The organism is Aquabacterium sp. (assembly GCF_036279655.1).
Taxonomy (GTDB): Bacteria; Pseudomonadota; Gammaproteobacteria; order Burkholderiales; family Burkholderiaceae_C; genus Aquabacterium.
The window spans coordinates 1-24,428 of the sequence record NZ_DASUIT010000056.1; the positions used below are offsets into that span (position 1 = coordinate 1).

The window sequence follows — 24,428 nt, forward strand, 5'->3', positions numbered from 1 at the left end:
CCCGATCTGGTGGTCGCGCTTGCACACCTGGGGCAGCCACTACCTGTGGCTGAGTTTTCTGGTGGCCTATGGCAAGCGGGTGCCCGTCGATCTGATCTACGCCCTGCCGGTGGGATTGCTCTTGCTGGCCATGGGTTTGCGGCTGTCGGTGCGCCGTCGTGCCTGAGTCACGCCGACAGGTCCCATCCTTGAAGATGACTTTCAATGCGGCGTCGCACGGCTTCCCGGTTGTCGGGGGTGACGACCCAAGGGGGGCTGTAGATCAGCTCGACCCGGCTGCCGGGTTGGGGGATCCATTTGCGGTCCCAGGTGGGGATGCGCCAGGCACGGTGACACCTGACGTGGATGGCCACCACAGGCACACCGGATTGTTCGGCCAGGTCCAGCACCCCATCCTTGACCACGTGTGCAGGGCCATAGGGTCCATCGGGGTTGAGGAAGGTGCTGGCACCCTGTCGCAGCAAGTGAATGAGCGCCTGCAAGGCTTGACGACCGCCATGGCCGGAGGAGCCCAGCACCAGGGTGCGAACGCCGACCCACTTCAGGAAGATGTGGATGCCCTTCATGTACCAGGCGGGATGGTTCATCCACACATAATGCCGGCGATAGGGCATGGCCCCCAGGAAGTAGGGCATGAGGGCCTCGTGCCAGGCGCAGTCCACCGTGGCTTGCGCCTCAGGCGGTGCATGAACGTGCCGGACCCTCACGGTGAAACGCAAGAAGCGCCAGACCAGCCAGAACAGGCTGGCCACGATGACACCGTACAGCTGGATGGCGGCGCGTTTCATGCGGCCCCAACGTTGATGGCGATGGCGTGTGTGATCGTGTCCATGCCCGCATTGTCGCGGCATCTGGGGCATCTGCCGCTGGGGAGACGAGGCGGGTTCAGCCGCCCTGGCTGCCCGCGATCAGGGCCTCGATCACACCGGCCCCCGTGCCCCCTTGCGGGTCGAGCTCCAGCACCTTGCTCAAGTAGAGCCGTGCGGCGTCCACGTCCTGCAGCCGCAGGCGGATGAAGGCCAGGGCCTTGAGCGTGAACAGCCAGAAGCGCGCGGCGCCGGGGGCCTCAAAGTCGGCCATTCCGGCCGTGACGGCTCGCCAGTCATCGGGCAGATGGGCCTGCTCGGCCGCGACCTCCAGGCCGCGCAGCGCCGCCTGTTCGGCCTGGTCGTAGTCGCCATGGCGGGCGTGCAGCTTGTAGAGCAGGTAGTACAGCGACGGACAGTTGGGCGCGCAGACCTGGGCTGTCCACAACAGGGCCAGGGCCCGGCCCGGTGTCTCGGCCACCCGCGCCTGCTCCACCAGGGCCTTGACCTGCGGTGGCACATCGCCACCGAACAGGTCGGTCGATGACTCGCCCGTCAGGATGTTCACCACGTGCCCCCGGAGGCCGCCAGGCGGGTGACCACCTCACCGCCGATGAGGTGCTTGTCGAAGATCTCGGCCACATCCTCGGGCTTGACGCGCTGGTAGAGCACGCTGTCGGGGAACACGAGCACGTTCACGCCACCATCACATGGCCCCAGGCAGCCTGAGTAGGTGATGCCGACCTGCTCGTAGGCCTGGCGGGCCTGCTGCTCTTTCCAGAAGGCCTGCAGCACGGCCTGGCCGCCCACGGCGGCACAGCAGCCACGGGGGTGGCCGGGGGGGCGCTGCTGGGCGCACACGAAGACATTGCGGTCAGGACGTGCCATGGTCTCACCCGAACTTGAAGAGGATGCCGTGGCCGCCGCGCGGGTACTCCCACTCGACATTGCTGTGCTCGGAGCAGATGATGCGGCAACTGCCGCACTCCAGGCAGCCATCGGTGATCAGGGTCACGGCGCCATTGCCTTCGGTCTTGTAGCAACTGGCCGGACACACGAAGGTGCACGAGCGATCCTTGCAGTCGGTGCGGCAGACCTCGGCATCCTTGATCTTGATGTGGGGCCGGCCGGCGTCCACCTTGTAGCGGTTCTGGAAGAGCTTGTCTTCCACGTTCACGGAGATCGGCGTCATGGTGATGTGCTCCTGAGGTCGGTGGGTGTGGACGCAGGGGGTGTCAGCGGAAGGCGCGCCAGAGCTTGAAGGCATCGCCCACCAGACCGGTGAAGCTGCGCGCAGTCTTGAAGCTCGAGAAGATCTCGCGCTCCTTGGTCTTCTTGTCGATGTTGTCCACGGTGACCATGGTGCGGGCTGCGCGGTTGAGCAGCTCGGGGTAGGTGGTGAAGAACTGCGGGTTCTCGTGGAAGACCTTGGGCATGTCGCGGTACTTCTTGAGGTCCTTCATCACGAAGCTCTCGTCCAGTGCCTTCTGGTAGGCCTTGAGCGTGGACTCGACCATGGGCTTGCCTGCCGCCTTGGCGTGGATGATGGTCTCCGCCGCCAGACGGCCCGTGGTCATGGCCAGGTTGGAGCCCTCGCGGTGCACGGCGTTTACAAAGCCGCCCGAGTCGCCCACGATCATCCAGCCGTGGCCATAGACCTTGGGGATGGCGAAGAAGCCGCCCTCGGGGATGAGGTGGGCGCAGTACTCCTTCATCTCGCCGCCCTGGATCAGCGGCGCGACGGACGGATGGCGCTTCATTTGTTCGAGCAACTGGTAGGGCGAGGTTTTGTTCTCGTTCTTCTTGAAGTCCGAGAGCATGCAGCCGATGCCCAGCGTGATCGAGTCCTTGTTGGTGTACAGAAAGCCTGTACCCATCATGCCGTCGGTGATCTTGCCCACCATCTCGATGACCACGCCTTCATCGCCCTTGATGTTGAAGCGCTGCTGGATCAGCTCTTCGGGCATGAAGTGGATCTCCTTGACGGCCAGGGCCACGTTGCCTGCCTTGATCTCGCCATGGAAGCCCGCCTTGCGGGCCAGGGTGCTGTTGACACCATCGGCCAGGATGACGACATCGGCAAAGACATCGCCCGCCTCGCGGTCGCAGCGCACCCCCACCACCTTGTCGCCGTCCATGATCAGGCTCTGCACCGTGGTCTCGCAGATCAGCAAGGCACCGGCCTCACGCACCTTGGCGCTGAACCACTTGTCGAACTGGGCGCGGATGATGGTGTAGCGGTTGTAGGGCGGCTTGTTGTAGTCCTCGCTGCGGAAGTGGCTGCCCACGAAGGACTCGTCATCGAGCACCCACATGCGCTGCTCGATGATGTGGCGCTCCAGGGGGGCGTCTTCCCGGAAGTCGGGGATGATGCGCTCCAGCGCGTCGGCATACAGGATGGCGCCCTGCACGTTCTTGGAGCCGGGGTATTCGCCCCGCTCGATCTGCAGCACCTTCAGGCCGGCCTTGGCCAGGGTGTAGGCCGCCGCGTTGCCGGAGGGGCCGGCCCCCACGACGATGGCATCGAATTGCTTGTTGACGTTCATGGTGCCTCCGGGCGTGAGCGATGGGTGAGGGATCAGGCCACCTTGCGGACGCGCTGGTCCAGGTGGGCCTGGAAGGCCTGGGTCAGGGCGGGCAGCACCTGCATGGCGTTGCCCACGATGCCGTAGTGCGCAAAGTCGAAGATGGGGGCGTTGGGGTCGGTGTTGATGGCCACGATGACATCCGAGGCCTCCATGCCCACGCGGTGCTGGATCGCACCCGAGATGCCCGCGGCGATGTAGAGCTTGGGCCGCACGGTCTTGCCCGTCTGGCCCACCTGGCGGTCGGCCTCGACCCAGCCGGCCTGGACGCAGGGCCGGGTGGCGCCCACCTCGCCACCCAGCACCCGCGCCAGGTCGAACACCAGCTTGAAGTTGTCGGGGTTCTTCAAGCCCTTGCCGCCGCTGACGATGACGTCGGCATAGGGCAGATTGATCTTGCTGGAGTTCGCATCGGCGATGAAGTCCAGCAGCTTGGTGACGATGTGGGTTTCGATCAGGCCCAGGGTGTCTTCGCTGGTGGTGCCAGTGCGTGTGGCGTCAGCGCGGGGCATGGCCATCACGCGCGGACGCACGGTGGCCATCTGGGGGCGATAGGCCAGGGTCATGATGGTGCACAGCAAGGATCCACCGAAGGTGGGCCGGGTGGCGGCCAGGGCACGGGTGTTGGGGTCGATGGCCAGCTCGGTGCAGTCGGCGGTCAGGCCGGTCAGCAAGGTGGTGGCCACCGAGCCCGCCAGATCGCGTCCTTGCGAGGTGGCGCCCAGCAGCACGATCTCCGGCTTGTACTTGTTGACCAGGTCGGTCAGGCCCTTGGTGAACGGCTCGTTGCGGTAGCCGTTGAGCACCGTGTCGCGCATGATGTAGACATGGTCGGCACCGAAGGTGTGGGCCTCCTTGGCGAAGGTGTCGAGGTCCTCGTCGGGCCCGCCCAGCACCACGCCGCACAAGGGCGATCCCAACTGGTCGGCCAGCTTGCGGCCCTCACCCAGCAGTTCCCAGGACACGCTGTGCGCGTGACCGCGCTCGTGCTCGATGAAGACCCAGACCCCTTTGTAGGCCTTGAGTTCGTCCGACAGTTCGAGGTTGCGTCCACGGCCGGCGGGCTTGAGGGGGGCTTTTGCAGCGTCGCTCATGGGGGTTCTCCGGATCAGGGTGATGACAGCGTGTGGTGTGGGAAGGGACGGTGCGTGGTGCGGGCTCAGGCGCTGAGCTTGTCCACCAGATCCTGCTCCAGCGTGGGGTGGCGCGTGAAGATGGACTGCAGCAAGGTCAGGGAGATGTCGCGCAGGCTGGACTTGTCGACCACCAGCATCTCGGCCTTCTCGCTGCGCGGGGTGGGGCCGAACACCCGGCTCACCACCGTGGGCGAGCCCTTCAGACCGATCTTGCTGAGGTCTTCAATGCCTGCGTCTTCTTTGTTCCACTTGCGCACCTGGTAGGCAGCGGCGTGGATCATGGCGGGCAGCGAGGCGAAGCGCATCTCGTTGGTGTTCTCCAGCATGGTGATCAGCGCGGGCAGGCGGGTCTGGAGCACCTGCACGCCCCCTTCGCCACGGCGCTCCACGGTGATGGAGCCGCCCTCGACATCGGTCTCGACGATGCGCGACACATAGGTCAGCAACTGCAGGCCCATGCGTTTGGCGATGCCGGGGCCCACCTGGGCGGTGTCCCCATCGATGGTCTGCTTGCCGGTGAAGACGATGTCCACGCGCTGCTCGCTGTGGAGCTTGCGGATGGCTGCGGCCAGCGCGTAGGAGGTGGCCAGGGTGTCGGCGCCCGCAAAGGCGCGATCGGTCACCAGCACGGCATCGTCGGCCCCGAAGGACACGCACTTGCGCAGGGCCTCTTCGGCCTGGGGCGGGCCCATGCAGATCACGGTGACCTTGCCGCCGAACTTGTCTTTGAGGCGCAGGGCTTCTTCCAGCGAGAACAGGTCGTAGGGGTTGACGATGGCCGGCACCCCCTGGCGCATGATGGTGTTGGTGACCGGGTGTACGCGGATCTGGGCGGAGTCCGGAACCTGCTTGATGCAGACAACGATGTGCATGGTGAATGCTCCTGTGGCGATGGGGTTCAGGCGCTCTGGCGCTGGACCGCCTTGGCGGGTGTGCCCGGCAGCGAGGCCTTGAGGCTTTGCAGGGACACATGCTGGTGGCCGTCGACATCCTGGAAGACCTTGAAGACCTTCTCCTGGGCCGGTGTGGACTTGACGAAATCGCCGTAGGCCCGCACCAGCAGATCGCGGTAGACGGCGTAGAGCGCCTGTTCGTCGTGCTGGGTCAGGTCGGGCTCCTGGCGGATGTACTGGTAGAAGCGCTTGAGGATGTGCAGTCGGCTGACATGCACGACCGAGGCGTCGAAGGGCACGCCGAAGAAGCTCAGGAAGTCTTCGGCCGACGAGAGCTTTTGCAGTTGCAAGGTGAGGTTGTCCATCATGGTCAGGCTCCGTTTCGGTGGCTGAAGGTGGGTTGAGCACAGGTGTCGTCGCAGGCATGACAGGCACCATCGTCGGCGGGCAGGGGCCGCTCGCCTTTCATCAGGCGCAGCTCGACCTCCAGCTCATGGATGCGGTCGAGCAGGCAGGCGATGGCCTTGCCGACCGGGTCGGGGATCAGGTGGTGGTTGAGGTCCACGGGCATGGCGCCCTGGGTGGCCGATGGGCGCAGGTTCTGGCGCACGACCACGCGGCCGGGGATGCCCACCACGGTGGCGGCCTCGGGCACGTTGTCGATCACCACGGAGTTGGCGGCCACCCGTGTGCGGGCCCCCAGGGTGATGGGCCCCAGGATCTTGGCGCCCGCGCCCACGATGACGCCATCGCCCAGGGTGGGGTGGCGCTTGCCGGGGCTCCAGGTGGTGCCTCCCAGGGTGACGCCGTGGTAGAGCGTGACGTCGTGGCCGATCTCGGCCGTCTCGCCGATGACCACGCCGGCGCCATGATCGATGAAGAAGCGCCGGCCGATGCGTGCGCCGGGGTGGATGTCCACATTGGTGAAGCCGCGTGCCAGGAAGGACAGGCAGCGTGGCAGGTAGCGCCAGCCACCCAGCCACAGCGCGTGTGCCAGGCGGTACAGGGCCACGGCCTGCACGCCGGGGTAGATGGTCCAGACTTCGAAGCGCGTGCGGGCGGCGGGATCGCGCTCCAGCACGCAGGCCACGTCCTCGCGCAACAGGGCCCACCAGCTCAGGGGGACATCGGCGGCATCGCGCATGGTGGGCAGGGCCAGGTGGAGGGGGTCATCGCGCTTCATGAGGGTTGCCCCTCTGACACGCTGGCTTCCAGGAAGAAGCGCTGAAGATCCGCCGGGGTGGGTGAACATTTGGTGCGCACAGCATGCGCACGGATGCGATCGAGCAGGGGCTGCACCTGCGGGTCGATCACGCGCAGGCCCAGGGCCTGATAGGCCACGCGCACGGCGCGTGAACCGGAATGCTTGCCCAGCACGGTGCGGCGCTCGCGGCCGACTTCGGCCGGATCGAACCCTTCATAGTTGCCGGGGTGCTTGAGCAGTCCGTCGACATGGATGCCCGATTCGTGGGTGAACACGGCTTCACCGACGATGCTTTTGTTGGCGGCGACCGGCCGGCCCGACGCGCGCGCCACCAGTTGCGAGATGGCGAACAGATCGGTGGTGCGCACGCCGCAGTCCAGGCCGTGCAGGTGGCGCAGGCCCATCACCACTTCTTCCAGGGCGGCGTTGCCGGCACGCTCGCCCAGGCCGTTGACGGTGGTGCTGGCGTGGGTGGCCCCCGCGCGCAGGGCGGCCAGGGTGTTGGCGGTGGCCAGGCCCAGGTCGTTGTGGGCGTGGATCTCGATCTCCATGTTCACCGCATGGCGCAGGCGGGCGATGGCGTCGAAGGTCGAGAAGGGATCGAGCACCCCCAGGGTGTCGGCAAAGCGGATGCGGCGGGCCCCCGAGCGCTGCGCCTGCAGGGCGAGTTCGGCCAGGAAGGCGGGGTCGGCGCGTGAGGCGTCTTCGAAGCCCACCGACACCTCGTGTCCTGTATCGCGGACCGTGCCGACACAGTGTTCGACTTGCGCCAAGGCCCACTGACGCGACTGCTGGAGCTTGTGCCGCAGGTGGATGTCGGAGGCGGGGATGGACAGGTGGACGATGTCCACATGGCAGCGCAGGGCGGCCATGACGTCGGTCTCGCACATGCGGCCCCAGACCATCAACCGGCTCTTGAGACCCATGGTGGCCAGGGTGTGGATGGACTCGATCTCGCCGTCGCCCATGGTGGGAATGCCCACTTCCATCTCGGGCACGCCGGCATCCGACAAGGCCTGGGCGATGGCGCATTTTTCTGCCACCGTGAAGGCCACGCCTGCGGTCTGTTCACCGTCTCGCAGGGTCGTGTCGTTGATGATCGCACTGTGCATGGCGCGGGCTCAGGCTGGTTGAAGGAGGGATGCCTGATGCCTGGATTGCAAGCGCTGTGCCAGTGTTTTATCGATCCGATCTGTTGTCTAAGGTGCTGATTTGATTGGGTTTTATGGCGGTGTTGCGGCGCTGGAGGGGCCTTGTCGGGTTTGCGCCATTTGTCGGATCACCCACATCGCAGGAGGTGTCAGTCGGTTTGGAGCCGCTGGAAGATCTCCACCGCACTGATGCGCCGACATTGTTCGCGGCTGTGGATGTCGCTGGTGTCGAAGAAGTAGGCGTACTGCAGGCTGACTTCAGCCTGTTGTTCGATGATCTCCCAGGCCCTGCAGGAGGCGGGGTCGGAGATCGCATCGCGCATGGCGTCGCGCTCGGGTTTGGTCGCCAGGTACTCGGCCAGGGCTTCCCGGGTGCGGGCGTAGTGGACGCGGTCGGGCAGTGGCAGGCCGCTGCTGAGGTAGCCGCTGCACATGGCCTGTTCCAGCTCGTCGTAGACCTTGGCGCGTTCGGCCATGTCCTGGGCCTGCCGCATCGCGTTGTCGTGTTCGAATTGTCGTTGCCAGTCGGGCGAGCCTTTGGTGGTCAGGGCGTCCGCGGCCATGCGCAGGAACTGGGCTTGCCGCAGGCGGATGCCTTGCGCGAGCACACCGGGCGTCTGGTTGTCGGGCTGGTTGGGGACTTCCGCGAACTCACCGTTGTCCAGGTACTGGTAGATCAGCACGGGCGACAGGGTGGCGTCCTCATCGGGTGGCATGGCCAGCTTGTGAGGACGTGTCTTGTCGATGCTGGCGATGCGGGTGATGGCTGGGGGGCTTTGCATGATGCTCAAACACGAGGTGTGGACATCTTCGGTGCTCCCAACAGCATAGGGGAGGTGGCCTCAGGCTGTGGGTGAGTATGGGCGTCAGGCCGGTTGTGTGGTCGTGAAATATGACCGGTATTGAGGGGGTTGTCCTTTGGGGGGGTCATGTGGGGGTAGAGCGTGAGGGCAGTCACCCCGACCGCCTGCCCTGGGCCTTGGTGAGCTTGAGCTCACGCCGCATGCTGGAGGCGATGAACTCAGCAAAGGGCACGATGTTCTCGCGAGAGCTCGCCTCTTCCAGGGCAGCCATGTACTCGCTGCGGCGTTCTAGCTCGATGACCGTCCACGGATAGCCGCCCGAGGCCATCATGGCGTTCATCAGGAATCGACCCATCCGGCCGTTGCCATCGGGATAGGGGTGCGTGAATACGAACACGAAGTGCCCCAGAACGGCCCGAACACAGGCCTGCGGCTCGGACTCCAGCAGGTCGAACAAGGCCGGCATCATGTCGCGCACGGCGTCAACCGGTGGCGGCACATGTGCCGCATTTCGTATGTAGACCTGGTGCCCGCGGTATCCAGCCAGGTCCTGGGGTTTCAAAAGCCCGGCGGTTACGCTGGGCGCAAAGAGCTCGCGGTACCAGACTCTGTGATCTCGTGATGCGACGATCCCTGCGTTCGAGCCGGCCAGAATCCTGCCGATGGAGGCCTCGACCTCAAGGCGCGCCTGGTAGTAGCCACGCGCGGCCATGGCATCGCGCGATTGCGCGTCGGCTTCGTTCTCCTCTGGATGCCAGCCACCCTTGGCGACGCGCTCGATGAGTTCGTTCGTGACGCGATAACCCTCGATGGACAGTGAGTTGTAGGCGTCGCGCACATACATGTCCTTGACCGCAGCCATGTAGTCCGCTGGCGCGGCTGGCAGCCCCGGCTCCGGCGGAAAGGCTGCGATGACATCGCCGCGCATCGCCTCCCACATTAGCCGGATACGTGTCACGTAGGGTGACTCACCGCGAAGCATCTTCAGCGTCGGTGGGGGAGCAGCGAATGGGTTGTTTTCGGTCACCGCGTGGCCGACGCTTCTCATGGTGGACAGGATGTCGTCGGCGATCTCGTCCCGGCCGCAGGCTCTCAGGGCACCGGCCAATCGGCCGGCAATGACGCTGTGGCTGCCGTCGAGCAGTTGCCTGGCTAGGACGCTGCCGTCCTTCAGGCCCAACAGCGCGATCTGGGCGTCACGCGCGTAGGTCCGAAAGAAGGCCTCCGACACGCGCACCAGCGCGTGCTCGAGCGTCATGGCTCGCAGTTCGCCAACGGTCGTGCGATTGCCAGGGGCCGGGAAGTCCTTCGCCCTGTAGTCAAGGATGGTGTGTCCGGCTGGCAACTTGACGACCGAGTTCCCGCCGGCCGGTGCGTTCACAACCACCTGCGCGGGCAAGGAGGTGTTCCCCGCGTGTATGCGGATCGAGTGATCGGCACCGACACACCAGTCGCTGCCGAATCTTTCTTCGCAGTATCGGGCGATGAAGGCGTTCGCGCTGGCATACCAAGCTGTCGTCTCGCCGTCGCTTTCTCCAGGCCGAGAGGGCATGTACCAGCCCTTGATGACCAACTTCAAGAAGCCAGCGTTGACCAAGGCCTCGCGGTCATCCCTGCTCAGCTCGCTCGTGCGCAGCACCATCAGTCCACTGTCCTGCAGGCGCTTCAAGGAGATCAGCGCTTTGGCCAGTCGGCGCTGGGAGGGCGTTTCAGCAGCCATGATTCTTCCGGAGCTAGGGGATCGTGTTGGATCATAGCTAGGATATTTTGAAGTGTCAACGCTAGGATATTGTGAGTTGTCTTGGCTAGGTTTTCATGTGTTTCATCGAGAACAGGTGCCGAGGTTCGATGGCCAGGTCGATCGTTTTCGCGGCGGGTGGGCTGCTGTGCAGCGGGTGCAGACCTTCGCTAGGCCTTCCCGCTCGAGCCATTGCCTCGTCGCCTCAAGCCTGTGAAATCTTGCGCGGTCAACAATACCTTCAGCGATGAAACGCCGATGGGCCAGAACCAGATGCGTGCAAGTCGTGGCGGGCAGCTCAAGACAGCCTTGCTCGCCAGGCACTGGGCGTGAGCCCTGTCCATTGCTTGAACGCACGGGTGAAGTTCGCAGGGTCGGCATAGCCCAGCATCTGAGCGATCTGCGCCACCTCCAACACTGGGCGCTTCAGCAACGACAGGGCATCTCTGCGGCGCGCCATGTTGAGAAGGTCCATGTAGCCCACCCCCTGATCACGCAGCCGGCGACGCAAGGTCCGGGTGCTCATGTGCAGCCGTTCGGCCAAAGCCTCGAAACTGGGGTAGCCGTCGACCTGCCGCACCAACTCGTGTCGCGCCCGTTCTGCGATGTCGTCCATGCGCTTACCCAGCAGCCGCTCCAGCTGCACGCATTGGCTTAATGCGTCGTTCAACGCCAGCGCACTGGCGTTCGGAAGCGGGGCATCCAGCACGTGCTCGGGAAGACGGATGCAGCATGCCGGCATGCCCCAGTGGACGTTGCCCAAACGATCGCGCACCGATTTGGCCCACGGCGGCTTGTCGAAATCGAACCAGATGACAATGTCCTCTGGCGCACCACGGTGCAGGCCCAGGATGCCCCGGGCAAAGCCAGCCACCATGGCCTCCAGCACTGTATGGCGGTGTTCGGCCGGGACCAAGGCTGGCTGTATTTGAAAAGACAGCGTGCAGACGCTGTCGACGCTCGATATGCTCAGCGTCAGCCCCATGCCATAGAAGCGCCAGAAACGGCGGCACAAAGCGAGGGCATCGCGCCCTGTCTGGCTGGACAACACGGCCGCGCCCAGCGGCCCTAACGCCGTCGGCGGGATCCGCCAGCCCATCTCAACGCCAATGCACACCTGAGGCCCTAGCAAGTCTCCGACGGTGCTCAGCAGGCACAGGTATTCGGGCATCGACAACTCATGTCCCGATGCGATGCGCGAAGCCGAGATCCCAGCGCGTCGCAGGATCTGCTGTCGCGCATGCCCATATTCCTCTGCCAACGCCAGGTAGCTGCGCGTGAACAGCGCAGGAACCGTGACTACGGGCATGGATTCGTTCTCGGATGAGGGCATCGGTCGTGAATGGTTGGCCGAAATTGACAAGCATTATGGCCGCAGAGGCTCTCACGCCGTGCCGTGCCACACGTCAACAATCCCGCGTCGCCAATGAGAAGGACCGCCGAGGATGAGTGCCACCGACAACTTGCAAAGCGCCAGGGATCTCGCCAAGGGTTTGGCTGCCGGACGCCTGGGAAGCCGAGATCTGCTGGAGCAGCATCTGTCCAGGATCAAAGACCGCAATGCCGCCGTCAATGCCGTGGTTGCGGTTGCCCTGGAGCAGGCACGCATCCGAGCCGAAGAGGCGGATGCCGCCATCCTTCGGGGCGAGTGTTGGGGGCCGCTGCATGGCCTGCCGATGACGATCAAGGACACTTGGGAAGTGCCCGGCATGCCTTGTACCGCAGGGGCACCAGAGTACGCCAACCACCGCCCGCAGCAGCCTGCGCCCGTGGTGCAGCGGCTCCAGCAAGCAGGCGCCATCATTTTTGGCAAAACCAATGTGCCTTACAAGGCGCTGGACATCCAGACCGACAATCCGGTCTACGGTCTTAGCCGTAACCCATGGGCGCCAGAGCTGACCACGGGCGGCTCATCTGGTGGTGCGGCCGCAGCGCTTGCATGCGGCTTCACACCATTGGAGGTCGGCAGCGACATCGGCGGGTCGATCCGCATTCCAGCACACTTCTGTGGGGTCTATGGACACAAGACCACGCACGGGATGATCTCGATGCGCGGCCACGTCCCGGCCGACCCAGGGCACATCGGGGAGCCGGACCTCGGGGTGGCCGGACCCATGGCGCGCAGCGCAGACGATCTCGCGCTTTTGCTGGACATCATCACTGTGCCTCCACCCGGCACGCAGCCCGGCTGGCGACTGGATCTTCCGCCACCGAGGCACGATCGTCTGGCTGATTTCCGGGTATTGATGTGGACAGAAGACGACGATTGCCCCATTGATTCGCGCCTGGCCAGCGCGTACGGGAACCTTGCTGCGCAGCTTTCACAAGCAGGGGCCAAAGTGAGCCGCGGCGCCCCTGCAAACCTGGGACTCATGGACCTTTACCCCAACTACACCTTGCAGATGGGCGCACTGATGAAGGCCTGGCTGACGAGAGGTGAGCGGATGGCAAAGGGCATGGTGGCGCCGGCCATGGGCTGGACGCCGGCTTTGCTGCGGACGTTGGCGAAGGTCATGGATTCGCCCAAATGCATCGACAAGTTCGTGGAAGGCATGACCATGAGCCACAGCCGTTGGCTGAACGTGATCGAAGAATCGCTCGTTCTGCGAGAACGGTTCATGGCCGCCTTTGAGCAATACGATGTGATCCTGGCTCCCCCCACGATGACAACAGCCTTCCCCCACGACGCCTCGCTCTTCGCCACACGCAAGCTGATGGTCGAGGGTCGCTCCCGCCATTACAGCGACCTCTTCATGTGGATTGCCCCTGCCACAGTGCTGGGCCTGCCCGCCACCAGCGCACCGGTCGCTCGAACATCGGAAGGGCTGCCGGTCAATGTGCAGATCATCGGCGCCCCCTACGAGGACCGGAAGACCATCCAGTTTGCAAAGTTGTTGTCCGAGATGCGAGGAGAGGTGTTGGCGCCGATGGCGGGGCGGCGGTAAGCGCAGCATCTGGCGAAAAATGCCCACTGGTCTGCAGAGAGGGCTGTGTGCTGGAAGTGGCCCCTAGTCACTACGACTCTGAGCGTCTGCACCCAGCCTTGACCTGACAGCCAAGCAAGCGACCCAATGACCGTTCCAGCCGACTCCCGCACCTTTCCCCAACCCTCCCCACGCAGCACGGTGTGCCCGCCGGCGGAGGGCCTCTGGCTTGCCGAGGAGCGCAACGGCCGACTGGTGCGCGCCTTGGCGCGCCGGGTCCGATTGTCTGAGCCCGCAGGGCGAGTTCGAGGACCCGAAGGCGGCTGTGAGCACCGCAGGGGAGTCAACGCGCAGCGTTGACCAAGCCAGTGAACCGACGTCGGCGGGCACACCGTGCGGAGTCGCTCCACGGGGAAACGTCACTTCTCCCTCGCATGATTCCGGCTGTGCCTGGGCAAGGCCACCGTGATGTCCCCGTCCTTGAGCTTCACGCAGCAGGCCAGGCGCGAGCAGGCCTCCAGGCCCCAGGCGTTGTCGAGCTGGTCGTTCTCGTCGTCGTCGGGCTCGGCCAAGGTGTCGCCCCCCGATCGGATCAGCACATGGCAGGTGGCGCAGGCCGCCACCATGTCGCAGGCATGTTCGATGGCCACGCAGTGCTTGAGCAAGGCCTCGCACAAGGAGGCCCCGGGCTTGACCTCAAAGCGCTGCCCCTCAGGGCACAGCTCGGCATGGGGCAGGACGGTGACCTGGGGCATGGTGATCAGCTTCTTCAGGTGATGGATTCGAGGATGCGGCCCGACAGCGCCTTGCGGATGCTGGCGTCCATGCGCCGCGCCGCAAAGCCGCTGGTGGCCATGTTGAGCGCCTGGCAGGCCGCCTTGACCTCGTCGGTGGGGGCCTCTGTCTCCAGCCGATCGGCCACCAGGTTCATGGCATCGTGAATGTGCTGTCGCTCGGTCGGCGACAGCAGGGCCGCACCGTCTTCATGCAGGGCCGCTTCGGTGGCATCCAGCAGGCGCCGGGCATCGACCTGGGCCTCGCGCAGCATGCGCAAGGCCATGTCCGCCTCGGCACGCCCCACGCTGTCTTGCAGCATGGCGGCGATCTGATCGTCGCTCAGGCCATACGAGGGCTTGACCTCCACATGGGCCTGCACGCCGCTGCTTTGCTCGCGCGCCGTGACCGACAGCAGCCCATCGGCATCGATCTGGAAGGTCACGCGGATGCGCGCAGCACCCGCCACCATGGGCGGGATGCCGCGCAACTCGAAGCGCGCCAGCGAGCGGCAATCCTTGACCGCCTCGCGCTCGCCCTGCAGCACGTGCAGGGACATGGCTGTCTGGCCGTCCTTGAAGGTGGTGAACTCCTGCGCGCGTGACGCAGGCAAGGTGGCATTGCGGGGGATGATCTTTTCGACCAGGCCGCCCATGGTCTCCAGGCCCAGCGACAAGGGACACACATCCAGCAGCAGCCAGGCCTCATCACCTTGGCGATTGCCCACCAGGGCGTTGGCCTGGATGGCCGCGCCCAGGGCCACGACCTCGTCAGGATTGATGTCGCTCAGCGGCTCCTTGCCAAAGAAGTCGGCCACCGCGCGGCGTGCCACGGGCATGCGGGTGGAGCCTCCGACCAGCACCACGCCATCGACCTCGTCGATGCCCAACTGCGCATCGCGCAGGGCGCGCCGCGTGGCGCTGAGGGTCTTGTGGATCAGGTGGGCACTCAGATCGGCAAAGGCCTCGCCTGTCAGGGTCACACCCGCCACGTCCACAGCATCGAAGGTGGACAGGGCCTCCTTGGCTGCGCGCGCACAGATCAGCAGGTGCTGCTGCTCCAGGGCCGAGAGCTGGGCCCAGTCATGTTGCTGCTGCTCGGCCAGCCAGTGCGCGATGACGCGGTCGAAGTCATCCCCACCCAGGGCCGAATCGCCCCCGGTGGACAGCACCTCGAACACACCCTGTGTGAGACGCAGGATGGACACATCGAAGGTGCCGCCCCCCAGGTCATAGACCGCAAACACGCCTTCGGCGCCCTTGTCCAGGCCGTAGGCGATGGCCGCGGCCGTGGGCTCGTTGAGCAGGCGCAGCACGTGCAGGCCCGCCAGGCGTGCGGCGTCCTTGGTGGCCTGGCGCTGGGCGTCGTCAAAGTAGGCCGGCACGGTGATGACCACGCCGGTCAATTCGCCGCCCAGCGAGGCCTCGGCGCGGGCCTTGAGCGCGCGCAGGATGTCGGCTGACACCTCGATGGGCGATTTGATCCCCGCCACCGTGTCGATGGCCACCATGCCGGGCTGATCGATCAGGCGGTAGGCGGGCGCCCCGGACTGCATCACGTCGCTCAGGGTGCGGCCCATCAGGCGTTTGACCGAGGCGATGGTGTTGAGCGGGTCGACCCCTTGTGCTTCCAGGGCCGCCTGACCCACGCTCAAGCCCAGCGCGTCGTCGGCGTGATAGCGCACCACCGAGGGCAGCAGGGCGGTGCCGGTGTCATCTCGCAGGGGCGTGGGCACCGCGCTGAGCACGCTGGCGATCAGCGAGTTGGTGGTTCCCAGGTCGATGCCTGCTGCCAGTCGGTGCTGGTGGGGCGCCGCGCTTTGCCCCGGTTCCGCGATTTGCAGCAATGCCATGACCAGAGTCCTTTCAGACGGCGAAGCTCTCCCCGCAGCCGCACTCGGCCTTGGAGTTGGGGTTGTGGAACTTGAAGCCCTCGTTGAGTCCTTCGCGCACGAAGTCCAGTTGCGTGCCGTCCAGGAAGGGCAGGCTGCGGGCGTCGACCAGCAGTTGCATGCCGTGGCTCTCGAAGCTCACATCCTCGGGCAGGGCCTCGTCGGCAAACTCGATGGCATAGGCCAGGCCCGAGCAGCCACTGGTCTTGACGGCCAGCCGCAGCCCCACGCCCTTGCCGCGTTTGCTCAGCGAGCGCTGCACGTGGCGGGCGGCGCTGTCAGTCATGGTGATGGCCATGGCACACCTCACATCGAGAAGGAGCTGCCGCAACCGCAGGTGGTCTGGGCATTGGGGTTGTGGATCACGAAGCGCGAGCCTTCCAGACCGTCCTCGTAGTCGATGTCGGCGCCCACCAGGTACTGCAGGCTCATCATGTCTACGACCATGGTCACGCCATCTTTGTCGATGCGTGTGTCGTCGTCGTTCATCTGGTCGTCAAAGGCAAAGCCGTACGAGAAACCCGAGCAGCCGCCGCCGGTGACGTACAGGCGCAGCTTGAGGTTGGGGTTGCCCTCATCGGCGATCAGCTCGGCCACCTTGGCGGCGGCGGCGCTGCTGAAGTTCAGGGGGGTGGCGGGCGGCAGGTCGGCCACGGCGGGAGAGGCGAGGGAGGTGTCCATGATCGTGTCCTTGTGCTGAAAGCTCAGTTGGGTTGACAAATGGCCTGGTCGGGCAGCGTGACGGTGCCGCTGCCCATGGAGATCGACTGGCCGGATTGCTTGGCCTTGTAGTCGGCCACGGCCGCCTTGATGGCGTCTTCGGCCAGGATGGAGCAGTGGATCTTCACGGGGGGCAGGGAGAGCTCCTCGGCGATCTGGGTGTTCTTGATCTCCAGGGCTTCGCTCAGGGTCTTGCCGCGCACCCACTCGGTGACCAGCGAGCTCGACGCGATGGCCGAGCCACAACCATAGGTCTTGAAGCGGGCGTCTTCGATCACGCCGGTGCTGGGGTTGACCTTGATCTGCAGCTTCATGACGTCGCCGCAGGCTGGCGCGCCCACCATGCCGGTGGCCACACCCTCTTCGTCGGCGCCGAAGGAGCCCACGTTGCGCGGGTTCTCGTAGTGCTCAATGACCTTGTCGCTGTATGCCATCTCTGTGCTCCTGAAAAGAGGTCTGTGGATGGGGCCGTCAGTGCGCGGCCCACTGAATGCTGTCGAGGTCGATGCCGGCGCGCACCATGTCCCACAGGGGGCTCAGGTCGCGCAGCTTGTGGACCACCTCGGTGACGCGCGCGATGGTGAAATCGATCTCCTCGGCCGTGGTGTAGCGGCCGATGGAAAAACGCACCGAGCTGTGGGCCAGCTCATCGCTGCGGCCCATGGCGCGCAGCACATAGCTGGGCTCCAGGCTGGCCGAGGTGCAGGCCGACCCCGACGACACGGCAATGTCCTTCATGCCCATGAGCAGGGACTCGCCCTCCACATAGTTGAAGCTGACATTGAGGTGGTTGGGCGTGCGCCGCACGGCATCGCCATTGAGGTGGACCTGCTCGATCTGCTGCAGGCCGGCCCACAGGCGATCGCGCAAGGTGCGGATGCGTTCAAGCTCGGTGCCCATGTCGCGCGCAGCGATGTGGAAGGCCTCACCCATGCCGACGATCTGGTGCGTGGGCAGGGTGCCTGAGCGCATGCCGCGCTCGTGCCCCCCGCCGTGCATCAGCGCTTCGATGCGCACGCGGGGCTTGCGGCGCACATAGAGCGCGCCGATGCCCTTGGGGCCATAGCTCTTGTGGGCCGACATGGACATCAGGTCGATGGGCAGCACGCTCAGATCGATGGCGACTTTGCCGGTGGCCTGGGCCGCATCCACATGAAAGAGCACGCCCTGGCGGCGGCACAGCTGGCCCAGGGTCTCGATGTCCTGGATGACCCCGGTCTCGTTGTTGACGAACATGACCGAGGCCAGCACGGTGTCGGGGCGCAGGCTGGCGGCGAACAGCTCCGGGTCGACCAGGCCGTTGTCCTGCACGGGCAGCACGGTGATCTCCCAGCCGGCGCGCTCCATCTCGCGCATGGTGTCCAGCACGGCCTTGTGCTCGGTGGCCAGGGTGACCAGGTGGCGGCCCCGGCCCTGGTAGAACTGGGCGGCCCCCTTGATGGCCAGGTTGTTGCTCTCGGTGGCCCCGGAGGTCCACACGATCTCGCGCGGGTCGGCGCCGATCAGCAGGGCGACTTGTTCACGGGCGATCTCCACCGCTTCTTCGGCGGCCCAACCGTAGGCATGGGAGCGGCTGGCCGGGTTGCCGAAACGCTCGCACAGGTAGGGGATCATCTTGCTGGCCACGCGCTGGTCCACCGGGGTGGTGGCGGCGTAGTCCAGGTACACGGGGCGCTTGGCGGGCACGTACAGGGCGGTCATGGGGCTCCTTCCACCTCGCAGCGGGTGCTGCTCTGTGAGTTGGGGTCCTCATTGCAACTTGAATGCCATGCCTGGCCTGTTTTGCAAGTGCTTGATTTTGATGATGTATTTTGATTTGTCTCGGGAAAATCACTTCTGAGGCAGGGGGCTGGGGTGTGTGGTTTGTCGTGTTTGTCGCGTGAGGTTTCTGCCCCTGCTCACAGAGGCGGAGAGCCCATGAAAAAAGCCCCGTGCGCCGAAGCACACGGGGCTTGCACTGATCAGTGCCTGGGGGCAGACGCTCAGGCGCGACGGCGAGCCACACCGGCCACGACGACCAGACCAGCCAGCACCAGCGCGATGCTTTCGGGCTCGGGCACGGCGGAGGTCATGGTGACCTGGAAGGCCATTTCGGGGGTCAAGCCGCGACCGTCAAAGGACAGGCCGTCTGCAGCGTTGGAATACCAGAACGTGCCGTTGTCGACGATGCCACCACTGTTCTGCGTGTGGCCACCGACGTTGTACGACGAGATGGCGGACAAGCCCACGCCCGTGGCGGCGAACCAGTAGGTCTGGCCAGCGGTCAGCGTAGCGCTGGACACAGGCGTGGCAGAGACGTAGGTCAGATCGCTCAGCGTCTGGCCGGCGATGATGCCCGAGGTCACCAGGGCGGTGCTGGAGTCAGGGCCATTGGCGGCCAGACCACCCACCGAACCGTAGATCTGGAACTTCAGATCGGAGGGGCCACCACGCAGCCACAGGCCCAGTTCCGTCACCGTGCCGGTGACGGGGGCGATGAAGCTGTCGGCGTAGATCCGGGTGCCGGAATTGCCCAAGGGCTGCCAGTAGTTGCCGATGTCCGGTGCCTTGGTGATGGTTTCAGCGGACGCGCCAGCGGCGGCGAACAGCGAAGCGACGGCCAGAATGGCCAGCGAGAAATGCTTTTTCATGGATTGACCCTGAAGGAGTTGACAAACTTACTTACATCAAAGGTGCCGAACGTTCAGGTTCACTCCCTTTGTGAAAAGAAGTGTAAATTGGACAAGGGTGTGTTGCGCCCCCTCGATTGGGGGCTTTCAGTGCAGATCACCCCATCTGGGCGATGATGTGCTCGATGTTGCGCTCGGCGATGGCGGCCGTGGACAGCGCCGGGTTGGCCACCAGGGAGTCCGGGAACAGCGACGAATCCATCACATACAGGCCCGGGTAGCCCTTGACCTCGCCGATGTCGCTCGTGGCCAGGCCGATGGGGCAGCCGCCCAGCGGGTGGTAGGTGGCGTTGTCGCCCACCGTCTTGCCGCCGAACCAGCTCTTGTTGTAGGTGGCGCCGTTGACCTTGTTGATGTGGTCATACACGGTGCGCGCGCTCGTGATGGGTTCGTTCTTGGCCGTGGCAGACCACTGCAGCACCGACTTCTGGGCCGTGGCATCGTAGGTGAAGCGGCCCAGCTCGGGTGTCTGCGTCATGGTGATGTGCGCGGTGGAGAAGGTGTCGATGCCCAGCGGGATGCAGATGTTCATCGAGTACACCTTCTGCCCGCGGTGGTCCACCGCATCGATGCCCGTGCACGGCAGCACCGAGGTCTTGCTGCCCGTCGATGTGTAGACATTGCGGACCATGAAGATCTCGCCATTGGAGCTCCAGCGCGTGCCGACATGCTCGTTGAGTTGGGGCAGGGTGCCGGTGGCGCGGGCCTTGACCAGCAACTGCGTGGTGCCCATGCTGCCGCCAGCCAGGAACAGGCGATCACAGCTGATCACCCGGGTGGCCAGCACGTTGCCCAGCACATCGATCTGCTTGGTGGACACCTGGTAGCGCCCATCGCTGGCGCGACTGACCGAGGTGACTTCGGTCAGTGGCTGGATGCGGACCAGCCCGGTGCCCACGGCTTCGGCCAGGTAGTTCTTGTCCAGGCTGCTCTTGCCGTAGTTGTTGCCAAAGCCCCCTTCGTTGCCCAAGGCGGACTTGGGTACCAGGCCGGCTTCTTCCTTCTCCATATAGGCCATGTCGTAGCCTGAATCCAGCGTGCGCCAGGGGATGCCGGCTTTGGCCGCCTGGGCGCAGGCCACGCGGGCATAGCGGTGGTAGGCGCTGGTCTGGAAGTAGGCCGCGCGGACACGGTTGCCACGCAGGCCGGCCAGGGCACGGGGGTAGTAAGTGTTGTACATCTCGTCGATCGAGATGCTGGAGGGCAGGATGCGTTGCAGGGTGTCACGATAGGGCGTGATCAGCATCGCCAGGTTCACCAGGGAGCCGCCACCCACGCCGCGTCCCAGGTAGACATCCATATTGGGCGAGGACACCACATCCAGGATGCCGGCGGCCACGGGCACCTTCAACAGGCTGCTCACGGGCAGGATGCCGGCCACCGTGGAGAACACGGCCGTGATGCGGTCCTTGAACCACATGGCGCGGTCATCGGGTGAGAACGGTTTGCAAAAGATCTTGCCGTCGCTGCCGGGCGTGTTCCACAGGCGGCCCATTTCCAGCATGGTCACGCGGTGCCCCTGTTGTGCCAGGCGCAAGGCCGTGACCGCACCACCGTAGCCGGTGCCCACGACGAGGTTGGGCACGTGCTCATCGGCCTGCGCGGCATAGGCGTCTTCGGTCATCAGCAGGCCCAGGGTGGGCGCCGTGACCGCGCCCATGCTCAAGGCCCGCATGGGCAAGCCCACGCTGCTCAGACCCAACTGGGCGCCCACGGTCAGAACGCTCTGGCCCCACTGGCGACGGCTGAGTCCTTGCGTTTGGCCCTTGTTGTTGCTGTGGCGGTCGTCTGTCATGTCGGGTACCTGCGGTGCGTGATGATGGAAGTTGACGCGATGCTAGGAGGTCTGCGTGGACAAGACATTAGCCGTGTCGGCCAACTATTGACCGATGCCCCTAGGGGAAACGTGCTCCCCTGAATCAGGTGCCACCGTGGACTTGAGCCAATCCCGAGGCGATTGCCCGGTGCGTGCCGCGAACGCGCGCGACAGTGCCGAGGGGTTGGCATAGCCCAGCTCCTCGGCCAGTTGCTTGATTGAGCGCCCCTCTCGCAGACGGGTTTGTGCCAGCGCGATGCGCCAGTCCGTCAGGTAGTCGGCCGGGGTCTGTCCCACCACGGTGCGGAAGGTGTTGGCAAACACCGTGCGCGACATGCCGGCGCACTCGGCCATGCGCTCCAGCGTCCAGGCCTGCCCGGGCGATTCGTGCAGGGCCACCAGGGCGCGTGCCAGGCGGGGTTCGGACAGGCCGGTGATCAGGCCAGGCTGGATGCCGGCCTCGTGCGGGTGATCCAGCAACCAGCGCAGCAGTTGCAGCAGCACCACCTCGAACAGACGATCGGCCATCAGCCGCTGCCCGCAACGCACGCGATCGGTCTCGGCAAACAGCAGGCTCAGGGCCGCGTCCAGGCCATCCACGCGAGACAAGGGCACGGCGATCAGCGGGGGCAGGGCACGTGCCAGCGGGTTGTGCTCACCGCCTTCGAACACCAGTTGGGCACAGGTGAAGTCCGAGCCCTCCTGGGGCGGGTTGTGAAAGCGGTGCGTGAGCGGCCGTGCGTACAGCAACAAGGTGGGCTCGTGAAAGGCCAGACGCTGCGGCAGGCGCCGTTCACCCGGGTGGGACACCTCCAGCGTGCCGCGTCGCAGCACGTGCAGGTAGCCACGCCCTTCACCCGCGTCGAAATGACTCAGGCCACACAGCGCCCCGGTGTGAAACAGCTGCGCCCGCACACGAAAGCGCTCCAGCAAGCCGGACAGGCGGTCCACCGGGGGCGGGGCGTTCATGGTTTGATTTGGTACGAAATGGATGGATTGATGAACGAATGGTATCAATGAATCCCGATCTTGCCCAGATACTGCCCTCACCCCAACACTTCAAGGACGGTTCATGCGCACACATCTCACCCTGGCCCTGACAGCCCTCACGGCGGCTCTGGTGTCCCTCACGGGCTCTCCGGTCCACGCTCATGGCAACCGCCACCCGGCGGGTCACCACGGCGGCATCCAGGTCGCCGCCACGAAGCAGGCCGACAAACCCGCCTTCGACATCATCCACACCCAGGTTCGCACCGAGGGCAACACGGCCATCTTCCACATGGCCGTGTCAGGCAAGGCGGGGGTCACGCGCCCGACACGGTCGGGCAAGCTGGCGGGCAGCCAGGTGTTCTCTTATGTGTGGCCCACGTCGATGGACCCTGCTGTCGTCGGCTTTGAGGCCAAGAGCGGCATCCTGGCGCTGGCAGTGACCTCGCACCCGGACTTCGATGACACCCCGCTCTTCGACGAGAACGGCGATGGCCAGGCCGCCAATGACGGGCAGGTGTGGCACTCGCACTGGGTGGTGCTGCAGGCCGACGAGGCTTGCGGCAAAGGCGCACTCAAGGTCGTGGACATCCCCGAGGGCAGCAAGCCCAGGCTGCCCAAGACCTGGCCGGGCCTGCCCATCCTGATCGACAGCCCGGGCTGGTCGCCCCTCATCAGCCGCGACACCGTCGAGGTGCGCGTGCCCTTCGACGACATCACCGTGCTCCAGGCCGCCCGCTTTGATGGCGTGACCGCCGCACTGCGCGTCAACGCCAGCGTGCACAACCCACTGCTGTGTGTCGTCAATGTGTTCAAGGTCGCCTCGGGCGACCTGTCCCTGCCGGGCAAGGTCCTTCCCTGAGCCGGCGCTTTTTTTGAACCCCTGTCTGATCAACCACCGAAAGGAAACACCATGTCTCGTGTCTCACTCCAGTCTCAGCAAGCCCCCGCTGCCAGCCAGCCCATCCTGACCCAGATCCATCAGGCCTTTGGCGCCACCCCCAATATGTTCAAGGCCGTGGCCAACTCACCGGCCGCGCTGCAAAGCATGTGGGCGGCTTTTGGTGCCCTGGGAGGCGGCACCCTGGGCGCCCGGCTCGGCGAGCAGATCGCCGTGGCCATCGCCAACCGCAACCGTTGCGAGTACTGCCTGGCCGCTCACACCGTGCTGGGCCAGCAGGCCGGTGCCTCGGCGGCCGAGATGGCCGCAGCACAGGCGGGCCACTCTGATGACCCCCGCACGGCGGCCGCCCTGCGCTTTGCGCTCAAGGTCGTGAGCGAGCGTGCCCAGGTGAGCGACGGCGATGTGGCCGAGCTGCACGAAGTGGGCTTTCAGGATGAGCAGGTCGTCGAGATCCTGGCGCACGTGGCCCTGAACCTCTACACGAACTACATCAATGTGGCCCTGGGCGTGCCGGTGGACTTTCCCAAGGTGGCGCTGAAGTAAGGTCATCACGCCCCCCCTTGAAACTTCTCCGACCGTCCCTATAATCGTTAGCACTCACCACTAATGAGTGCTAACGGTGGTGGCATGCGTCTGACGCATGAAGCACAACCCCTCATCTGATTGCTTCTGTGTGAGTGCTTACTCACCCTGGAGTTATTGTTAAACCGATGTCTCAAGAGACAGGAGAAGTCATGAAACTGCGTCCTCTGCACGATCGCGTGATCGTCAAGCGCCTGGAACAAGAAACCAAGACCGCCCTGGGCATCATCATCCCGGACAACGCGGCAGAGAAGCCCGACCAGGGTGAAGTGCTGGCCGTGGGCCCTGGCAAGCGCAATGACAAGGGCGATTTTGTGGCCCTGAACGTGGCTGTGGGTGATCGCGTCCTGTTCGGCAAGTACTCCGGCCAGACCGTCAAGGTCGATGGCGAAGAGCTGCTGGTGATGCGCGAAGAAGACCTGTTTGCCGTCGTGACGAAGTGATCGTCCCCTCAGGCTACACCCCTATCTACTGAATTCGGAGAAAACAAAATGGCAGCAAAAGACGTCATCTTTGGCGGCGAAGCACGTGCTCGCATGGTTGAAGGCGTGAACATCCTGGCCAATGCGGTCAAGGTCACCCTGGGCCCCAAGGGTCGCAATGTGGTGCTCGAGCGCTCCTTCGGCGCCCCCACCGTGACCAAGGACGGTGTGTCCGTGGCCAAGGAAATCGAGCTCAAGGACAAGCTCATGAACATGGGCGCCCAGATGGTCAAGGAAGTCGCTTCCAAGACCTCTGACAACGCTGGCGACGGCACCACCACCGCCACCGTGCTGGCCCAGGCCATCGTGCGCGAAGGCATGAAGTACGTGGCCGCCGGCATGAACCCGATGGACCTCAAGCGC

Annotated in this window: 27 protein-coding genes; 5 read left to right on the plus strand and 22 right to left on the minus strand. The window is 65.0% G+C overall.

Going from position 1 to position 24,428, the window contains the following annotated elements; genetic code table 11:
• Positions 1 to 167: 167 nt before the first annotated feature.
• The 13 genes from VFW84_RS06225 to VFW84_RS06285 all read right to left on the minus strand — a co-directional run bounded on the left by VFW84_RS06225 (position 168) and on the right by VFW84_RS06285 (position 11,649).
• Positions 168 to 788: a lysophospholipid acyltransferase family protein gene (locus VFW84_RS06225; protein ID WP_329679575.1), complete on the minus strand. Its 621-nt coding sequence runs from the start codon at positions 786 to 788 to the stop codon at positions 168 to 170.
• 97 nt (positions 789 to 885) lie between these two features.
• Positions 886 to 1,374, minus strand: coding sequence for a hypothetical protein (locus VFW84_RS06230; protein ID WP_329679576.1), 489 nt, complete (start codon positions 1,372 to 1,374; stop codon positions 886 to 888).
• Positions 1,371 to 1,694: a (2Fe-2S) ferredoxin domain-containing protein gene (locus tag VFW84_RS06235; protein ID WP_329679577.1), complete on the minus strand. Its 324-nt coding sequence runs from the start codon at positions 1,692 to 1,694 to the stop codon at positions 1,371 to 1,373. The genes VFW84_RS06230 and VFW84_RS06235 overlap by 4 nt, the downstream gene beginning before the upstream one ends.
• A 4-nt stretch (positions 1,695 to 1,698) precedes the next feature.
• Complete coding sequence (locus VFW84_RS06240; protein WP_329679578.1) at positions 1,699 to 1,998, minus strand: ferredoxin family protein; 300 nt, start codon at positions 1,996 to 1,998, stop codon at positions 1,699 to 1,701.
• 43 nt (positions 1,999 to 2,041) lie between these two features.
• Positions 2,042 to 3,352, minus strand: a complete 1,311-nt coding sequence (locus VFW84_RS06245; RefSeq protein ID WP_329679579.1) for an FAD-dependent monooxygenase — start codon at positions 3,350 to 3,352, stop codon at positions 2,042 to 2,044.
• A 32-nt stretch (positions 3,353 to 3,384) separates the two neighbouring features.
• Positions 3,385 to 4,485, minus strand: coding sequence for an electron transfer flavoprotein subunit alpha/FixB family protein (locus VFW84_RS06250; RefSeq protein WP_329679580.1), 1,101 nt, complete (start codon positions 4,483 to 4,485; stop codon positions 3,385 to 3,387).
• A gap of 65 nt (positions 4,486 to 4,550) precedes the next feature.
• On the minus strand, positions 4,551 to 5,399 hold the full coding sequence (locus tag VFW84_RS06255; RefSeq protein ID WP_329679581.1) for an electron transfer flavoprotein subunit beta/FixA family protein: 849 nt from the start codon (positions 5,397 to 5,399) through the stop codon (positions 4,551 to 4,553).
• Between the two features lie 26 nt (positions 5,400 to 5,425).
• Complete coding sequence (gene nifW / locus VFW84_RS06260) at positions 5,426 to 5,785, minus strand: nitrogenase stabilizing/protective protein NifW (RefSeq protein ID WP_329679600.1); 360 nt, start codon at positions 5,783 to 5,785, stop codon at positions 5,426 to 5,428.
• A 5-nt stretch (positions 5,786 to 5,790) separates the two neighbouring features.
• Complete coding sequence (gene cysE / locus VFW84_RS06265; RefSeq protein WP_414638908.1) at positions 5,791 to 6,603, minus strand: serine O-acetyltransferase; 813 nt, start codon at positions 6,601 to 6,603, stop codon at positions 5,791 to 5,793.
• Positions 6,600 to 7,736: a homocitrate synthase gene (gene nifV, locus VFW84_RS06270; protein WP_329679582.1), complete on the minus strand. Its 1,137-nt coding sequence runs from the start codon at positions 7,734 to 7,736 to the stop codon at positions 6,600 to 6,602. The genes cysE and nifV overlap by 4 nt, the downstream gene beginning before the upstream one ends.
• Before the next feature lie 188 nt (positions 7,737 to 7,924).
• Entirely contained in the window at positions 7,925 to 8,557 is a 633-nt protein-coding gene (locus tag VFW84_RS06275) for a hypothetical protein (RefSeq protein ID WP_329679583.1), read from the minus strand.
• A 172-nt stretch (positions 8,558 to 8,729) separates the two neighbouring features.
• Positions 8,730 to 10,298, minus strand: a complete 1,569-nt coding sequence (locus tag VFW84_RS06280) for a Fic family protein (protein ID WP_329679584.1) — start codon at positions 10,296 to 10,298, stop codon at positions 8,730 to 8,732.
• Between the two features lie 316 nt (positions 10,299 to 10,614).
• Complete coding sequence (locus tag VFW84_RS06285; protein WP_329679585.1) at positions 10,615 to 11,649, minus strand: AraC family transcriptional regulator; 1,035 nt, start codon at positions 11,647 to 11,649, stop codon at positions 10,615 to 10,617.
• Positions 11,650 to 11,761: 112 nt separating this feature from the next.
• Here VFW84_RS06285 and VFW84_RS06290 point away from each other — a divergent pair, with 112 nt between their 5' ends.
• Positions 11,762 to 13,261 (plus strand): amidase family protein, encoded by a 1,500-nt coding sequence (locus tag VFW84_RS06290; RefSeq protein ID WP_329679586.1) that lies wholly within the window; start codon positions 11,762 to 11,764, stop codon positions 13,259 to 13,261.
• 398 nt (positions 13,262 to 13,659) lie between these two features.
• Here VFW84_RS06290 and fdx read toward each other — a convergent pair whose 3' ends face one another.
• From fdx to VFW84_RS06335, 9 genes are all read right to left on the minus strand, one after another.
• On the minus strand, positions 13,660 to 13,995 hold the full coding sequence (gene fdx, locus VFW84_RS06295) for an ISC system 2Fe-2S type ferredoxin (RefSeq protein ID WP_329679587.1): 336 nt from the start codon (positions 13,993 to 13,995) through the stop codon (positions 13,660 to 13,662).
• A 14-nt stretch (positions 13,996 to 14,009) separates the two neighbouring features.
• Complete coding sequence (gene hscA, locus VFW84_RS06300) at positions 14,010 to 15,866, minus strand: Fe-S protein assembly chaperone HscA (RefSeq protein WP_329679588.1); 1,857 nt, start codon at positions 15,864 to 15,866, stop codon at positions 14,010 to 14,012.
• Between the two features lie 13 nt (positions 15,867 to 15,879).
• Positions 15,880 to 16,203: an iron-sulfur cluster assembly protein IscA gene (gene iscA / locus VFW84_RS06305; protein WP_329679589.1), complete on the minus strand. Its 324-nt coding sequence runs from the start codon at positions 16,201 to 16,203 to the stop codon at positions 15,880 to 15,882.
• Positions 16,204 to 16,211: 8 nt separating this feature from the next.
• Positions 16,212 to 16,586 carry an iron-sulfur cluster insertion protein ErpA gene (gene erpA, locus VFW84_RS06310; RefSeq protein WP_329679590.1) on the minus strand — a complete coding sequence of 125 codons (375 nt, stop codon included), beginning with the start codon at positions 16,584 to 16,586 and terminating at the stop codon, positions 16,212 to 16,214.
• 23 nt (positions 16,587 to 16,609) lie between these two features.
• Complete coding sequence (gene iscU, locus VFW84_RS06315; protein ID WP_329679591.1) at positions 16,610 to 17,059, minus strand: Fe-S cluster assembly scaffold IscU; 450 nt, start codon at positions 17,057 to 17,059, stop codon at positions 16,610 to 16,612.
• Positions 17,060 to 17,096: 37 nt separating this feature from the next.
• On the minus strand, positions 17,097 to 18,326 hold the full coding sequence (locus VFW84_RS06320; protein ID WP_329679592.1) for an IscS subfamily cysteine desulfurase: 1,230 nt from the start codon (positions 18,324 to 18,326) through the stop codon (positions 17,097 to 17,099).
• 281 nt (positions 18,327 to 18,607) lie between these two features.
• Positions 18,608 to 19,255 (minus strand): PEP-CTERM sorting domain-containing protein, encoded by a 648-nt coding sequence (locus VFW84_RS06325; protein ID WP_329679593.1) that lies wholly within the window; start codon positions 19,253 to 19,255, stop codon positions 18,608 to 18,610.
• Between the two features lie 136 nt (positions 19,256 to 19,391).
• The gene (locus tag VFW84_RS06330) at positions 19,392 to 21,089 is read right to left on the minus strand and encodes a GMC oxidoreductase (RefSeq protein ID WP_329679594.1); all 1,698 of its coding nucleotides are present in this window, start codon (positions 21,087 to 21,089) and stop codon (positions 19,392 to 19,394) included.
• An 84-nt stretch (positions 21,090 to 21,173) separates the two neighbouring features.
• Positions 21,174 to 22,079 carry an AraC family transcriptional regulator gene (locus VFW84_RS06335; RefSeq protein WP_329679595.1) on the minus strand — a complete coding sequence of 302 codons (906 nt, stop codon included), beginning with the start codon at positions 22,077 to 22,079 and terminating at the stop codon, positions 21,174 to 21,176.
• A gap of 103 nt (positions 22,080 to 22,182) precedes the next feature.
• Here VFW84_RS06335 and VFW84_RS06340 point away from each other — a divergent pair, with 103 nt between their 5' ends.
• From VFW84_RS06340 to VFW84_RS06355, 4 genes are all read left to right on the plus strand, one after another.
• Entirely contained in the window at positions 22,183 to 22,959 is a 777-nt protein-coding gene (locus tag VFW84_RS06340) for a hypothetical protein (protein ID WP_329679596.1), read from the plus strand.
• A gap of 51 nt (positions 22,960 to 23,010) precedes the next feature.
• Positions 23,011 to 23,544 (plus strand): peroxidase-related enzyme, encoded by a 534-nt coding sequence (locus tag VFW84_RS06345; protein WP_329679597.1) that lies wholly within the window; start codon positions 23,011 to 23,013, stop codon positions 23,542 to 23,544.
• A gap of 191 nt (positions 23,545 to 23,735) precedes the next feature.
• The gene (locus tag VFW84_RS06350; protein ID WP_329679598.1) at positions 23,736 to 24,026 is read left to right on the plus strand and encodes a co-chaperone GroES; all 291 of its coding nucleotides are present in this window, start codon (positions 23,736 to 23,738) and stop codon (positions 24,024 to 24,026) included.
• Between the two features lie 48 nt (positions 24,027 to 24,074).
• Positions 24,075 to 24,428: TCP-1/cpn60 chaperonin family protein (locus VFW84_RS06355; protein ID WP_329679599.1), on the plus strand; the 354-nt coding region annotated here is incomplete at its 3' end.